15 protein-coding genes are annotated in these 15,657 nt (G+C 46.5%); 14 read left to right on the forward strand and 1 reads right to left on the reverse strand.

Going from position 1 to position 15,657, the window contains the following annotated elements; translation table 11 throughout:
* The first annotated feature begins 26 nt into the window (after positions 1–26).
* From QVE43_RS00980 to QVE43_RS01015, 8 genes are all read left to right on the forward strand, one after another.
* Complete coding sequence (locus QVE43_RS00980) at positions 27–269, forward strand: OST-HTH/LOTUS domain-containing protein (RefSeq protein WP_157630153.1); 243 nt, start codon at positions 27–29, stop codon at positions 267–269.
* A gap of 103 nt (positions 270–372) precedes the next feature.
* A complete protein-coding gene (locus QVE43_RS00985) occupies positions 373–786 on the forward strand; it encodes a hypothetical protein (protein WP_038032570.1) in 414 nt (137 codons plus the stop codon).
* Positions 776–1,417 (forward strand): hypothetical protein, encoded by a 642-nt coding sequence (locus QVE43_RS00990; protein ID WP_288003874.1) that lies wholly within the window; start codon positions 776–778, stop codon positions 1,415–1,417. Before QVE43_RS00985 ends, QVE43_RS00990 begins: the two co-directional genes overlap by 11 nt.
* A 201-nt stretch (positions 1,418–1,618) precedes the next feature.
* Complete coding sequence (locus QVE43_RS00995; protein ID WP_288003875.1) at positions 1,619–1,852, forward strand: hypothetical protein; 234 nt, start codon at positions 1,619–1,621, stop codon at positions 1,850–1,852.
* A 63-nt stretch (positions 1,853–1,915) separates the two neighbouring features.
* Positions 1,916–2,134 (forward strand): hypothetical protein, encoded by a 219-nt coding sequence (locus QVE43_RS01000; protein WP_038032574.1) that lies wholly within the window; start codon positions 1,916–1,918, stop codon positions 2,132–2,134.
* A 122-nt stretch (positions 2,135–2,256) separates the two neighbouring features.
* On the forward strand, positions 2,257–3,570 hold the full coding sequence (locus QVE43_RS01005) for a deoxyribodipyrimidine photo-lyase (RefSeq protein WP_288003876.1): 1,314 nt from the start codon (positions 2,257–2,259) through the stop codon (positions 3,568–3,570).
* Between the two features lie 85 nt (positions 3,571–3,655).
* Positions 3,656–5,281, forward strand: coding sequence for a GAF domain-containing protein (locus tag QVE43_RS01010; RefSeq protein ID WP_288003877.1), 1,626 nt, complete (start codon positions 3,656–3,658; stop codon positions 5,279–5,281).
* 93 nt (positions 5,282–5,374) lie between these two features.
* Positions 5,375–7,411 carry a TonB-dependent siderophore receptor gene (locus tag QVE43_RS01015; RefSeq protein WP_288003878.1) on the forward strand — a complete coding sequence of 679 codons (2,037 nt, stop codon included), beginning with the start codon at positions 5,375–5,377 and terminating at the stop codon, positions 7,409–7,411.
* A gap of 40 nt (positions 7,412–7,451) precedes the next feature.
* Here QVE43_RS01015 and trmB read toward each other — a convergent pair whose 3' ends face one another.
* Entirely contained in the window at positions 7,452–8,126 is a 675-nt protein-coding gene (gene trmB, locus QVE43_RS01020; protein WP_038032596.1) for a tRNA (guanosine(46)-N7)-methyltransferase TrmB, read from the reverse strand.
* Between the two features lie 70 nt (positions 8,127–8,196).
* Between trmB and QVE43_RS01025 the strand changes: the two genes are divergently transcribed.
* The 6 genes from QVE43_RS01025 (at position 8,197) to QVE43_RS01050 (ending at position 15,481) form a co-directional block, all read left to right on the forward strand.
* Positions 8,197–9,105 carry a cation diffusion facilitator family transporter gene (locus tag QVE43_RS01025; protein ID WP_288003879.1) on the forward strand — a complete coding sequence of 303 codons (909 nt, stop codon included), beginning with the start codon at positions 8,197–8,199 and terminating at the stop codon, positions 9,103–9,105.
* Positions 9,106–9,520: 415 nt separating this feature from the next.
* Complete coding sequence (locus tag QVE43_RS01030) at positions 9,521–9,736, forward strand: hypothetical protein (protein WP_038032586.1); 216 nt, start codon at positions 9,521–9,523, stop codon at positions 9,734–9,736.
* Between the two features lie 21 nt (positions 9,737–9,757).
* Positions 9,758–10,654, forward strand: a complete 897-nt coding sequence (locus QVE43_RS01035; protein ID WP_288003880.1) for a GLPGLI family protein — start codon at positions 9,758–9,760, stop codon at positions 10,652–10,654.
* Between the two features lie 487 nt (positions 10,655–11,141).
* Positions 11,142–11,462: a hypothetical protein gene (locus tag QVE43_RS01040; protein ID WP_038029551.1), complete on the forward strand. Its 321-nt coding sequence runs from the start codon at positions 11,142–11,144 to the stop codon at positions 11,460–11,462.
* Between the two features lie 162 nt (positions 11,463–11,624).
* Positions 11,625–12,473 carry a GLPGLI family protein gene (locus tag QVE43_RS01045; RefSeq protein WP_288003881.1) on the forward strand — a complete coding sequence of 283 codons (849 nt, stop codon included), beginning with the start codon at positions 11,625–11,627 and terminating at the stop codon, positions 12,471–12,473.
* A 269-nt stretch (positions 12,474–12,742) separates the two neighbouring features.
* Positions 12,743–15,481: a hypothetical protein gene (locus tag QVE43_RS01050; RefSeq protein WP_288003882.1), complete on the forward strand. Its 2,739-nt coding sequence runs from the start codon at positions 12,743–12,745 to the stop codon at positions 15,479–15,481.
* The last annotated feature ends 176 nt before the right edge of the window (positions 15,482–15,657 follow it).

The raw sequence follows: 15,657 nt of genomic DNA on the forward strand, positions 1-15,657 counted from the left end.
TATGAAAATTTAAACCAATGAAAGCTATGGAAAAACTAACGGAAAAAAAAGCGCTTGAGATTGAACGCATCCTCAAAGAGGCGGTGATGCAGTGCACCCGTGCCGACGGCTGGGCAAATCTTGCAGAGGTAGGAGGCGTATTGCGAAGCAAGGGCGTGCAATATGGCAAGCTGTCGCGTTTTGTGAGCAATTACCCGCACCTGGTAGAGTTGAAACTGGATACTTCTATTTCGCCCCCTGCTGTATATGCCCGCTTAAAGAAAAAATAAGATGCCTTGGGCATTTCTTTCTCTCGTAAAAGCATAATTTTGCCCCACGGGTATTTTCCCGTGGGGTCTGTTTTCATATAGCCTTTAAAAATGAATGAGCCTCATGAACAAGAAATATGCACGCAATCCCGTACGCTCTATCCTGATTACTTTGATAGCCATTCCTTTATTGATATGGGGAGTTTGGAATCCGCAACAACACCCACAAGCAGATGTTTTTTGGATGACGGCCGTTTTGTTTTTGGTATATGCTTTTTGGTTGTATGCAGCCCCTTTGGTCGTGTGGGAAGGTGACCGCATGTGGGTGAACCCCGGCTTGCTTACCAAGAACGACTTGGATTTGAACCGTGTAACGGAAGTGGACATTACGGCACATACTGTTACTTTTGTGGTAGATAAAGCGCAAGGTTTGTGGGTGCGTGTGCCTTTGCGTATGATGGCACCCGCTGACCGGAATGCTTTCCTGCGCGATGTGGAGCAATACATGCGCCATAACAAGGGAATAGATGTTTTATAATGAGCGCATGGCAAGGAAATGGATGCTTTGTCTTGGGCTCTGCTTGCTTGGCCGGTTACTTCCGGCGCAGTCCATCGAACCACCGTTGGTTTTTTCTTTTGAAGAAGAAAAAGAGGCAATCCGTCTCTACAGTGCTTATGATACACAACGAGGACTATTGCTCATAAAAGGGGAGGTAACAGTGCGCACTTCACCCGACAAGGTGTTGGCTTTTTTGCAGGACAGCCCGCGCGGGCATCTGTGGGTCAATGAGGTGCGTCAAATGGAAACACTGACCGCTTGGGGCGATTCCGTTTGGATAAGCCGTGCTTTTATCCATTTCCCTTTCCCCTGGAAAGACAGAGTGCTGGTGATGAAAAATATTGTAAAAAGAGAGAGTCCTGCTATTTTTTTTGTGACTCAGCAGGTGGAAGCAACTTATTATTCCGAAAACTCTGCATATGTACCTATATTAAATGCTTATGGGCAGTGGAGCATACAATGTAAGAATCAGTATATTTCAAAAATTACATATATATTTGGGGCTGATGTACAGGTGGCTTTGCCGGCTTATGTAGAGAAAAAAATGGCGATTGCCGGTATGTATGGCACCTTACGGCGCATGCGACGCATATTGGAAAACAAAGAATAGGGAAGGAGTCTTTTTGTAAAGAATCATTCTAAATATAAATTATCATTACATATTGTGTAAACTTTTGCTTGCTCTTTAACGTTGTAACATTAACCGCACTAAATCAAGCATATCATTCCCCCTTTAAGCAAAGCATTGCTTGCCATCACTAACTCTATCACAAATTGAATTTTTTACACTTTATACTTATATGGAGGGGTTATGAAAATTAGCCTTGAAACGATAAAAGCTTGGTGTGGGGCCAATATATCACCGGTAGCGTGGCAGCGTATAGTGGTACACATGTACGGAGACCTAAAAGGGCATGGCCGGGATCTGAAACGTTTGCAGTGCCCGGATGCCACCGATGAGTTTGAGGGAGAAGAAGTGCGCATGTTGAACGAGGCACTGCGGGTGCTTTATCAGAGGCAAATACCAACAGACATGTTGTCTTGATTTGTGGGTATTAATAAGTAAAGCATAAGTGACAATTTTAAATTTTAAATAAAAAAGCAGGTAATGAAACTTCAATCTATTGTTACGTGGTGCACCGGGCACCTGAGTCCTATGGCTTGGCAACGGGTAGCCACACAGTTGAGCCCCTACTTCCAAGAAAAGTACGGATGGAGTATTGCGGCTCTTTTCAAACCGCAAGACGACATGCGCATTGATGAGGAAGACTTGATGCGCATCAATGAAGTAATTGCTTCATTGTATGGGCAAACCATGGAAGTTTAGATAGTCATTCTTTCTTTAGGGTTTTGTTCATGTGTGAAAACGGGAAGCATTTTTGTGAAGCTTCCCGTTAACTTTTTTTACACTACACGGTTGTTTTAACAACTTCACCAAACGACAAGCACATGAAACAAAGACTTGCTATTTGCTGGCTGCGCCGCGATTTGCGCCTGTACGACCATGCAGCCTTGTATCATGCACTGCGTAAACATTCTGCGGTATTGCCTGTCTTTATTTTTGACCGTAATATTTTGGATGCCCTACAAAAGCCGTTCGACTTACGCGTGCAATTCATTCATGAGCAGCTCAGGCAGTTGAAAGGGCAACTGCGTGCCTTGGGCAGCGATTTATGTGTGCTTTACGATTATGCCGGGCAAGCCTGGCAGCATATCTTAAATACCTACGAAGTGGAAGCTGTGTATGCCAATCATGACTATGAGCCCTATGCGCGCAAGCGTGACAATGAAGTGGCGGAATTATTGAAAACACACCATATCCCTTTTTACACATTCAAAGACCAGGTGATATTTGAGAAGTCGGAGGTAGTGAAAAGCGACGGCACCCCTTATTCTGTCTTTACCCCCTATGCCCGCAAGTGGAAGGCACAGCTCAATGATTTTTATTTGAGGTCTTACCCCACGGAAAAATACTTTTCTTCTTTTTTGAAACCGGGCGAAGAATTGCCCATGCCTTCTTTGGAGGCGATGGGGTTCCGGGCAAAATCTTTTGTTTTTCCCCCTTGTGAAATTCGCGAAGACATTATCCGCAATTATCATAACACGCGTGATTTGCCCGCACTCGATGAAGGTACAAGCCGCTTGGGTGTGCATCTGCGCTTTGGTACTGTCAGCATACGGGAGCTGGCGCGCAAAGCCCAAGCATGGAATGCTACCTATTTGAATGAGTTGATTTGGCGGGAGTTTTTTATGATGATTTTATGGCATCATCCGCGGGTCGTTACCCATGCCTTCAAAGAAGCTTATGACCACATTCCTTGGCAGCAAAATGAGGAACTCTTCCGGCGTTGGTGTGAAGGCACTACCGGCTATCCACTGGTGGACGCCGGTATGCGTCAACTCAATGCAAGCGGTTATATGCACAACCGTCTGCGCATGCTTACGGCTTCTTTTCTTTGCAAGCACTTGCTTATCGATTGGCGCCTGGGTGAAGCCTATTTTGCAAGCAAGCTATTGGACTACGAGCTCTCTTCGAATAATGGAGGCTGGCAATGGGCAGCCGGTACGGGTTGCGATGCCGCCCCTTATTTCCGTATTTTCAACCCATGGACTCAACAGAAAAAGTTCGACCCTGACAACCGCTTTGTCAGCCGCTGGGTGCCCGAATGGCAAACCAAAGACTATCCCAAGCCTGTGGTAGAGCATGCAAGTGCACGGGAGCGTGCCATCGATTTTTATAAACGGCATATTAGGCAAACATAATTTGCCATTCGTGTCAATTATTTTTATATTTCAATGAGTTGACTTTATGAAAATTCCCTATGTGTAAATGACAATGCAAAAAACCATGCAGCAAACAAAGGAGGAACCTGTTTTTGCATTTTTTCACCGGGTGCGCTTGCAGCAAGAGCAACAAGAGTTGTTGGACCTGCAGTGGTATGTTGTTGTTTGTGGTATCGTGGTTTCTATACTGCGCGGAGTAAGTTATTGGTATGCGCCGGCCATTGCACCGCCTTTTTTATTTTTATTCCTTACAACCGGCTGGATACTGCTGTTGATTTTGCTGCGCTATGATTGGGTAAAGTTGTCTTCGGTAATTATTTTGCTGCTATTGGTGGGGCAGTCAGTAGAAATGCTCCGGGGGAGCTTCTTTTTCATGGAACAAAGCGTTGCACTTAGCACTATATATGCTTTGGTAGCCTGTTTTTTTGTATACTTTTTATTTCCGTATATAGACGATAAAAAGAAGAAGCGCCGGCTTCATCTTGTCATAACAGCAGCTTGGATTGCCATTTTAGTTTTTTTGAGTGAAAGTTATTTGCCCCTTTTGATTTTTGCTTCTCATGTCATGATTGCGTGGGTCGATGCGTTGAAAGAGCGCTTTATAAAGAGTGAAGCAGATGCTTTGCAGCGGGTGGCATCACTTACCGATGAGGTAGAGGGATTAAAGGCTCGTATCTTACAGCAAGAGCAGACTTTTTCGATGCAGCAAAAAAAGATAGAGCAACAAAAAGAGCTGCTTGAGAAACAGTATGACGAGGTAATGCGCCGCAGTGGCCGTATCCGTTTTTACAGCAAGGTGTTATGGACAATGGCGCACTACAAGTTTGTAAGGGAGGGCTTGTGGAGGGAGTCCATCGAGTATTTGCTGCTGACTGCTGCCGAAACAATCAGTGTCACGCGCTTGTCGCTTTGGAAATGGCATGAGCGCAACCATAAGCTGCATCTTATGGCTTTTTATGAAGAGCAAAAGGGGTGCGTTCTTTTTGAAAAAGAAGAAGTGCTTTTACGGGGCGTTGTTGACCGTCTCTCCGGTTTAATAGTGGAGCAGCATTGGTGTGTGGAAAGCATCCGGGAAATAGACATAGAAGACGACGATGCTTTCCGGGATTATTTACAGCGCCACCGCATTGTTTCTTTTATGTGGCTGCCTATTGTGCGTGAAGACCGTCTCTATGGCTTGCTTTGTTTTGAAAATCAAGATGAGCGCCGCGGGTGGGAGGCCGAAGATGTACTGTTTGCCCGCTCGGTAGTGGACGTCTTCGATATGGTGCAGCATGCAGCCGAACGACGCGCCTTCCAGGAAGAAATCAAAAGACAAAAAGAGGAAATAGAAGAGCAAAACGCGCTGCTAAAACGCCAACAAGAAGAAATTCTTGCGATGAATCGTAATCTGGAGGCGCTGGTGCAGGAGCGAACCCACCAGCTGGAGGTTCAAAACAAACAGTTGGCAGAATATGCATTTGTGAATGCGCATTTGCTGCGTGGTCCTTTGTGTAATATATTGGGCATCATTCAGATACTGGAGCAAGAAGAAAATCAGACCCCGGAACAGTTGAACATTTGGTTGCCTTTGTTAAAAGAAGCCAGCAGCCGTCTGGATGAAATCGTACAAAAGATAGCTCATTTCCTGGATGACAAAGGTTTCTTTGACCGTTACGATCTCAAGCCGGAGCGCTACCGTCATTTGTGATGTAATTTTTTTGAAACTATATTGATTTTTTACTTTTTAATTCTTACTTTTAGCCAAGTTAGGTATAAGTGATTTGGCTAAAACAGGAAGTACATGAAAAGAAGACATCTGTTGGCGGTAGTGTGCAGTATGGGATTGAGTCTTTCCCTTTATGCACAACAAGACGGAGAACCCAAGCGCCTGGGCGATGAACTCTTTCAACTCTCTATTGAAGAGCTGATGGATATACCCGTAAGCGTAGCCACCAAAAAGGAATTGAGCATACGCGAAACCCCCGGCGTGGTGAGTGTTATCACGCAGGAAGAAATCAGAAACAGCGGTGCGCGTGACCTGATCGACATTTTGCGTCTGGTGCCGGGCTTTGAATTTGGGGGCGATCTGCAGGGAAGCGTGGGCTTGGGTATCCGGGGGATTTATGCTTTCGAGGGCAAGGCTTCGGTATTTCTGAACGGCACCCCCATGAACGACCTGCTGTTTGGCAATGTGCTTTTTGGGCATCGCTTCAATCCGGACCAAATCAAACGCATAGAAATCATCCGGGGACCCGGCTCGGCTATCTACGGCGGTACTTCGGAGCTTGCCGTTATCAATATTGTAACGGTGGATCATGATTTGAACGGGGCAGAAGCAAGCCTGATGCACGGGCAAATGCAGGAAGCACCCGGTCGCAGCCGTCTGACGCTTTCTTGGGGGCAGCCCCTCGGAAGAGACTGGGACGTGTCGCTGTCTGCCTCTTATTTGCAGGGGGTGCGAAGCGATAAAACCTATCGTGATGTATTGGGGAATACATTCGAAATGGAGGATAATTCCCGTATTCAAACACGTAATATTTTTGTAGGTATTAAAAAGGGAGATTTTCAATTAAATTATCTGAACGACAGTTATCATTTGCGGCATCGTAACGGTTATGGAGTAGCTTTGGCGGACGATACAGACCACCTGACCGACTATCACCACTTGCAGGCACAATATCGTTGGAAGCTTGCCGAAAGATGGCAGTTGCGCCCGCTTTTCCAATACCTTTGGCAGCACCCTTGGGTGTCGAACGACCCCACCGTATTTGAATGGAGCAACCGCACCGCCCGCCGTACGCTGCTGGGTTTGGAAAGCAATTTCCAAAGCGGTGAGGAAAGAAACGGCTGGGACGTCACCTTCGGGGGGCAGGTTTATCAAGATTATGCCAAGGTCTTGTATTATGAACCGGACCCTTCACTTTCTACGGAAATCCCCAGCCCTGACAACGCTTCGCGTTTGCCAGAAGTTACTTATTACAACTACACGGGCTATTTGCAAGCCATTTGGCAACGCAACCGCTGGACCTTTACTTTGGGCTTGCGCGACGACTACCACACCGGCTATGGCAATGCTTTCGTGCCCAGAGCCGGACTCACTTTCGTAGGAACAAAGTTTCATTCAAAGTTGCTGGCGTCACGTGCCTTCCGGGCACCCAATATTTGTTCTACCAACCCGGAGGTGCAACCGGAATATGCCACCGTATTGGAGGCAGAAGTGGGCTATCAGCCGATGCGCTCTTTGTTTTGGACTTTAAACCTGTATGATATCACCATTGACAAGCCTTTGTATTATACCGGCGGTTTATATGGCTATGAAAACGGCGATAAACTGGGAACGCGGGGGTTGGAAACTGAAGTTAAATGGGTGCAATCACAATTGAAGGTGTCTCTGAATTACTCTTTTTACACTACGAAAGGCAAAGAAAATGATAAGTTGTATCCCGTATTGCCGGAGTATTTTGCCAATCCCGCAACAAAAGTGCCGGCAGCCATGCAGGCATTTGCGCAACACCGCCTGGGGCTCTTGTTGGATTATGCCCTGAGCGAAAAAGTAAATGTGCATGTAAACAACTTGTATCTGGGTGAGCGCTATGCTTTCGACTATTACGACGGCACAGACTACCGCATGCGCCGCTTTGACCCGGTGCTGTTGCTCAACCTGTATGTGCGGGTGAAGAACATAGTCAAAGGATTGGAGTTGGGAGCCGGTGTGTATGACCTCTTGGGGTCAAATTATGCTTTTCTGGTACCTTACGACGCAGGCGGCATGGCACCTACGCCCGCGCCTTCGCGCGAGTGGGTCGTGAAGCTACGCTATGCTTTCATTAAACAGTAGGCACAACGAAAAAGACGGGCAAGCACCCGTCTTTCTACTTTTATTCAGCAGGGGATTTTTCGGCAAAACGGAATTTGATGTAATGAATTTTGTGCCCTTGCGCCGTAAACTCTTCTTCGTAGCGGGTACGTATGCCGTAATGCTCTGCATAAAGGGGGCTGTTATACAGGTCGTCGGTATGTTCAAGGTCACGGACAGGATACTCGCTCAGCACTTCGAGGGTGTATTCATACAGCAAGGCACTGTCGGTTTTTAGCTTTACCCATCCGTCAATTTTCATGATGCGCCGGTAAATATCTAAAAAGCGCGGGTTGGTGAGGCGGCGCCGTATGTCGCGTTTGCGGGGGCGAGGGTCGGGGTGAATCAGCCATATTTCATCTACTTCATCCGGTGCAAAAAACTTATCCAGGTCATGGATGAAGGTGCGTAAAAAGCCCACGTTTTTTAGCCCTTCTTGCCGGGCGATGGATGCCCCTTTCCATAAACGTGCCCCTTTGATATCAATGCCAATATAATTGCGGTCAGGGAAGAGGCGTCCCAAACCCACGGAATACTCACCACGTCCACAGGCAAGCTCAAGGCATATGGGGTTGTCGTTCTTGAAAAAGTCGCTACGCCACTTGCCTTTGCAGTTTTCAAAGAAAGGCTTGCCTGCCTGCACAACCAAGGGGTTTTCTTCGTTTTCTTTAAAACGGGCTAATTTGTTTTTTCCCACAGCAATATGATTTTTTGCCTGCAAAAATAGATATATTTGTTGAACCATCAACAGGAGGCGTAAAGCTACTATGGGGCACCATCACCATCATGCACACGGCAGCCATGACAATATACGCACAGCCTTTTGGTTGAATGCCGTTTTCACGATTATAGAGATTGGGGGCGGATATTGGAGCGGCAGCATTGCCATCTTGTCCGATGCCTTGCATGATTTGGGCGATACCATTGCGCTGGGGTTGGCGTGGTACTTTGAGCGTTTGTCTCGAAAGCAGGGCAACAGCCGCTATTCCTATGGCTATGGGCGTTATTCTGTCTTTGGGGCTATAGTGAGTGCCTGCATATTGCTTTCCGGGAGCATAGCCATCATCATCCACGCGGTGGAGCGCCTGCAGCATCCGGTGCTTCCCCACACTGCCTCCATGATACCTTTGGCAGTGCTGGGCGTTTTGGTCAACGGTTGGGCGGCGTACCGCCTAAGTCACGGGCAGTCGTTGAATGAAAAAGTGGTAACATGGCATTTGATAGAAGACGTGGCAGGATGGGCGTTGGTTTTGCTTGGGGCTTTGCTTATGCACTGGCAGGCATGGGCGTGGGTGGATCCCGTCATGTCGCTTCTGCTTTCGGTGGTGATATGCTACAACGCGGTACGCAAGCTGCTGGAGGCTATTAAGGTGGTGATGCAGGCCGTGCCTCGTGAAATAAACTACGAAGCAGTCGTGCACCTGCTCAAAACGCCGGATGAGGTATTGAATCTGCATGACCTGCACATTTGGTCTTTAGACGGGCAATACCACATCTTGACGGTTCATTTGGTGGTGATACCCGGACTGAGCCGCGAGCGTTTGTGCACTCTCAAACAAGAGCTACGGCATCGTTTAGACCATTTGGGTATTGCGCATGCCACTTTTGAAATAGAACAAGAAGGAGAGGAGTGTGGCATGGGGTGTGAAACCGGTTTGGCAAACCCAAGAGGATAAACTTGTCCCTTTCTCTAAGTTTTGTATGGGCACAACCAAGCTTTTCATTCCACAACTCAAGCCCGCCATTCTTTGAACGAAGCATCAAGCATAGCCTGTCATTTCTCATCTCACGCAGTGAGATGAGAAATCTCACCGTACCAAGCCACAAAAGGTAAAAGAGATTTCCCGCTTACGCTCGAAATGACAAAGGGGAAAAAAGCTCGAATGACAATAGGAAATCCGGAACGCTAAGGAAAAGTTTGAAGAGGACAAGAAGCATAAGCAAGCAAAAAAGATGAGCTTGGTTTTTTAAAAAAAATAAAAAATTACTTGTGTGCTATTATTATTATTATTATTGCATTGTTCGTTTACGGGAGCTCCTACAATAAACGGACATGTTTGAAAAATGTGTAACCTTAAAAAAGTCAGAGTCATGAAGGTGAAATTGTTTTTTGCTGCCATTGCCTTTTTTGCATTATTTTTTGTTTCGAAAAGTGCAGTGCATTCATCGAATGAAGGCCATGAGTTAGCAGCAGGAACTTGTACGGTGAAAATTGTAGTGAAAGAAAACGGAAAGAAAAAAAAGGCGAAATGTACAGCTTCTACTTGCAGTGAGGCGGCGTCATGTGCTTCACAGATACTGGAGTAAAAACCAAAAAAAGATAGGTGTATGAAAAAACTTGCTTTGGGTATTCTTATGTGGGTGACAGCTGTGCTGCCGGCAATGCTCCGGGCACAGCCCCCCATAAAAGTAGAGTATCTGGTCATAGAAGAGCCCGCTTGGAAAAATAAAAAGAAATTGCCCGGAGCCACCAACAAAAACTCTTTGGAGGCAGTTGCATGGATTCTTCCTTCGGAATGTCTCTATTGGGAAGTGCGTCCCGGACTGGATTATGAAAGCTGGCGGCAGAAAGAAAAGGAGCGAATGCGTGAGGAAATACAGAGGCAGGTTCTGGAAGGAAAGCGAGAGATAGAGGTGTCCTATGATTTTACCAAGCTTGCAGAAAGCAGAGGAATTTTCCTCCAAAAAGGAGGCAGATGTATAGATGTAGATACTACTAGAGGAAGGGGTATAGATGAATATGGGCAATATGCATACGAAGAGGTGATTCAAATAAATTGGCAACCTTATCCCAATGAAACCAAAGAAATCTTGGGGTTTAAGTGCTACAAAGCAGAGGGCGACTTTCGCGGGCGGCACTATATCGTATGGTATTGTCCCGACTTGCCCTATCCCTACGGACCATGGAAATTGCACGGCTTACCCGGTTTGATTCTGGAGGCCCACGATAAGCTGAATCAGGTGAATTTTATAGTTAAAAAAATAGATACTTCCGAAAAGACACAGGCTGAAGTACAGCAAAAAATAGCTTCTTTTAAAGCTTGGATGGGAAGCCCTTCCGTCGAGCTTGTAAGCCAAGAGGAGTTTCTAAATTGGTTTAAGAAACAGACCCAACGGGAGGCACGCAGCGACCTTTCGCGAGGTGCGGAGTGGGAGCTTGATTACAACCCCTATCGGGAACAGCAATTCTATGAGATAGTAAAGGAGGTGTTGAAAGCAAAGTAAGAGGCGTACACAAAAGAGACGACAGCTGTTGTCTCTTTTGTGCTATATAGTGGCTTCGAAGCACTTCTTCTTGAGAGGAGTATTTAAGCAAAAAAGAAGCCCTGTCGTGCTTACAAGCCCGTAGCATGGCTCAATTGAGGTCTCTTGCTCGCTTCGCTCGTTCGGGATAACAAGCTGTGTTTGATACGAAATAACAAGGGCAGCTTCTTTTAGATGCCATAAGAAGCAAAAGAGATTTCCCGCATGCGCTCGAAATGGCAAAGGAGGGGGCTAAATGACAAGGGGGAGCCCCGGAATGCTAAATAGAAGCTTGAAGAGGGCAATAAACATAAGCAAGAAGGGAAAGTAAATTATGCAATTTTTTAAAAAAAATAAAAAATTACTTGTGTGCTATTATTATTACTATTATTGCAATGTTCGTTTACGGGAGCTCCTACAAATAAACGAATATGTTTGAAAAATGTGTAACCTTAAAAAAAGCAGAGTCATGAAAAAGATTTTATTTTCTTTGATTTTGATGTTGGCAGTCAACGCCGGCAGTATGGCATCAAGTGTATTGTCTGAGAAAGAGGAAATAAAAGCACTTCCAAGTGTTGAGTACGGCTTTGTAGAAAAGTACTCTGAAGAAGAAAGCTGTACAGTGACAGTTACGCTTTCAGCTACGTTTTCCCTTTTGGGACAGTCCGTAACAGTTACCTCTTCAGCTAGTTGCACTGCTGATACCTGCGAAGAAGCAGGAGACTGTGCATCAGCCGGTGCATTACTCGGGTTGAAAGCTGCTAAAAAGTCACTTGCTGATGTATTCTAAGTATCTTGCCTTCTCCCTCTCTTTTGAGAGGGGGGCTTTTTACTAAATTAGTAATATTAATATTCGTGTAATAATAAAAAATATAATTTGGTGATGAGATGTTTAGTAATGCTATTTTTGTTAATTCCGGCGTGTGATCTCTTTGCCCAACAAACTGTACATGTGGAGTATCTGGTAGTAGAAGACATGAAGTGGAACAATGCCGATACCTTCCCCGAGCCTACTGATTTAAACACCCTGCATGCAGATTTGTGGATACATTCTTCGGGGCAGGTTTATCATGAGGTGAAAGAGGGCAAAACCGTCGATGAGTTAATTGAAGAGGAGTTGGATAAAGGCTTAGAAGAAGTACAAGAAAAAATGGGGAAGGAAATTGAAGCGGGCAATAATAATGTGCATGTTAATATCAATATCAACATTGAGGAAGGGAAACTGAAAAGAGAAACATGGTTGGTTTTTGAAGGTGAATATGTGGTTGATTTCGACACTGTCTCGCAAGAAAGGACTATGTTTGTTTCTTATCCCGCATATTGTGAACCAGAGAGTGCTTTAAAAATAGCTTGGAAACTTTTTCCAAATCAGAAAAAGAAGATAGCCAACTTTACATGCTACAGAGCCGAGGGCGATTTTCGCGGGCGGCGCTATGTGGCCTGGTATTGCCCGGAATTGCCCTATCCTTATGGTCCATGGAAGCTGCGTGGCTTGCCCGGTTTGATTCTCGAAGCTTATGACAGCAAAAGAAAAGTCAACTTTCTGTTCCAGTCCTACAGTTCTACCAAAGAAGTACAAAAGCAATATGAGCAGCTTAGTGGCAAAGTACCCCGCTTACCAAAAGATGACTGCATAGACCGTGAAACGTACTTGAAAGCTTTTGGTGAGGGCATCAAGCAATGGCGACGAAAACTAATCGCGACAATAGGGGCTTCGAGCGCAGATGTCTCAGTAAGAACGGATGAAGAAGTAAAAGAAATGTATAGAGAGAAGGATTATGCTGACTATATACCCAAATAAAAAAACTGAAAGGTGGAGAACGTATTTTGGGAAGGCTGCCGGCAAGTATGTCGCAGCTTAACCCGCAGAATCAATAAATTTATATAGAATAGAGGGGGAAGCCTTTTTTCCTTATGCTTAGAAGAAAGTAAGGCGAAAATAATTTCTACATCTCTACCTCTTTCGATGTTTTCTTTTGCTATATTCGGCAAGCTGGTAAGACAGAAGTCGAAGCCAAGGCGCTCTCATTAGTAGATAGGAGCGCCAAAATATAAAGAGAGTAAACTAACATGAAAAAATATATCGCTGTCTTTTTACTCTTGCTATGCTTTTTTTGGGGGGCAATGCCCACATATGCACAGCAGGTGAGGATACAGGGGCAAGTAATAGACACGCTTACCCGCGAACCGGTAGTAGGGGCTTATGTGCTTTTGAGCGACAGCAGCGGTGCCAGGCAATATGCCTATACCGTATCGGACGAAAACGGCTACTTTGAGATGTCCGCTGAGCAACAAGCAGAGGGCGGCTACTGGTTTTGGGTGATGAGCCTGGGCTATGAAGAATACCGTGCTCGCTGGGACGGCAAGTTTTTTGTGCAGCTCCGGCTGCAACCTAAAAACTATGAACTGGAGGAAGTGGTTGTGGAAGGTGAAAAATATCCTGTAAAAATCGTGGGCGACAGTGCCATCTTTCGCAGCGAAGACTACCGCGACAGCACCGAGCTGACCGTTGCCGATGTATTGAACAAATTGCCTGATGTGAAGGTCGAAGCCGGCAAGATATATTACCGCGGTAAGCTGGTGGAGAACGTGTATCTGGAAGGTGACAACCTCACCGGTAGCTATTACGAACAGCTTATCAACAGCATATCGGCAGATTTGGTTGAGGAATTTCATTTTGTGGACCGCTTCGAAGAGGAAGAGGTACTGCGGGGCATCACTACTTCAAACAAACTGATTCTAAACCTGAAAATAAGCGAGCGCTTTCTTCATACATGGACGGGCAGTGTGCAAGCGCATGCAGGCAACGACTGGCGACGCAAAATCAACGCTTCAATGTTTTATATACGCCAACGGCGGGGGGGCGTTCAGGAAGGCGCCGGCAAAAAATACGACAAATACTTTAACCTCTTGCATCACAATAGCTTGGGCGAGACGGCAAGCAGCCAATTTGGGGGCTACGACTACCGCGACAACTTCTTGTATGTGCAACAACCCTTTACACAAAGTGCCACCGAATTCTACGGCATGAGCATCCCTTATATTTTCCCTAATACAACCGGCGGCAGCGTGGTATCCGACAACATAGGCTTGGTGAAATACCTCAACGATTCCTCGAAGGTGATTCTGTCCGGTTTTGGTTATTACAACGATTTGGGGTATCCGTTCACCTACAGCAGCGATTTCCGGGCAAATGACATCCGCTTTTCTACCGAAAGCCGCGACGACATACGCCAATACAGGGGAAGCATAGCCGGGCGATTTTTGTATGAAAACACGCTTTCACCGACCACAAGCATCAAATGGCGCTCGCTGCTCAACCGCCACCAGTTTGACAACCGCTTTTCCAACCTGTACTTCATAGACGGGCAAGCCAATGACTCGTTGTCGCGTCGTTCGCTCTTGCAGCACCAAGGGCAGGAACACAGCCTCAAATGGGCAAAGCGTCTGCACAAGCGCCATGGCTTGGAGATGAACCTCTACTACCAAAGCGGGCAAATGGTAGATGAAATGCGGGTGGACGGCATCTTCGACCGCTATGGGGCTTGGCGGGAGACAGCGGAAGCCTTGTCCCGGGCGCGGCAGCAGTTGCGTCTCGAAGAAGAACGTATGGAAGGCAATATATTATGGCACTTCAAAGCAGCACGGAGAGACAGCCGCCGCCAATTGGGTATATGGTACAACCGCCACACGCAGCGTTTGGTGCCCCGGCTCTATTTCTTGAACGACGACCGTCAAACCGGCGACAGTTTGAGCTATAGCCCCCCGTACAGCTTGCAGAAACAGCAATGGATGGCACAGACCGAATGGATGGCAGGAGGCAAGCGCCTGAAAACATTTTGGCAACTGCAGGCAGGCTTTGAGCAGGCAACACAGGTCGATACCTTTCGTACCCGCTATACCAACATCACAGGACGCCTGACGATGAGCCATAACATTGACCTTCGGAGTCGCAAACAAAACAAAAATAAGGGCAAAACCACCTTGATGCTCACGCAAAAATGGGAACGCTTTACACCGGACTTAGCGACCGTGGCATCACCTTTATGGATGCGTGAGTTTCGTTCGGTACGCACCGGAGGCGCCCCCTTCCGGGTAGTAAACCGCTATGGCGGTGATGTGCAATTGGAAACTCATTATCACTTAAAAATAGCCTTGGGAGGACAATACCAAGACCATACCTATGCACAACAGTTCCTGCCTTCACCGGTTCTTTCACTATACAACCACGTGTTGCTCGATGACAGCTATCAATGGAAGACAAGTATAGACTTACCGGCTTGGTATATGGATTTCTTGCTGGCGGGGTTGGCTGTTAAGGCGAATTACTTCCAGACGACCGGCAGAAACCGCCTTGCGGAAGATGACCGCTGGTGGCAGAGTGAGCAATGGAGTGTGTCGGCAGCTTTGCGTTCTGCCTTCTTTGGCTTTTTCAATTATCGCTTATCTGCCGACCGTCGGCAAACGCGCACGCTGGTAAGAAGTGCAAGCACCGGTGCTTTCCGGAACGAAAACCTCATTCACCATCTACAGCTGGATACTTACTTCGACTTTTTCGATAAGCGGTTGCGTGTAGAATTGCAGCAACACTGGCTTCAGTTTAACGACTCGCCCGGAAGCTACTATATCGACCTTGAAGCTACCTGCTACTGGCACCCGAAACGCAAGTTTCCTGTATGGATAGAGGGGCGCAACCTGACCAACCTTTCCGGGATAGAAATTCGTAGTGTGAGCGATACAGGCAGCAGCTCCGCCCTTTATTGGGTGATGCCCGTTTACGTGACCATAGGCACACAGTGGAACTTTTAAATCCCGCTACCTCGAAAAGACAAGAAGGGACACAGGGTGATAAAAGAAGACCTCAAAGAGCAGGGCGCAAGCACAAAGCATAGTAATAGTATAAGCTGTCATTTCTCACCTCACGCAGCCTGCTGTCTCAAACGAGCGAAGCATAGCTTGTCATTTCGAACCGAACGCAGTGAGGT

This window comes from Thermonema sp., from assembly GCF_026003375.1.
Lineage (GTDB): Bacteria > Bacteroidota > Bacteroidia > Cytophagales > Thermonemataceae > Thermonema > Thermonema rossianum.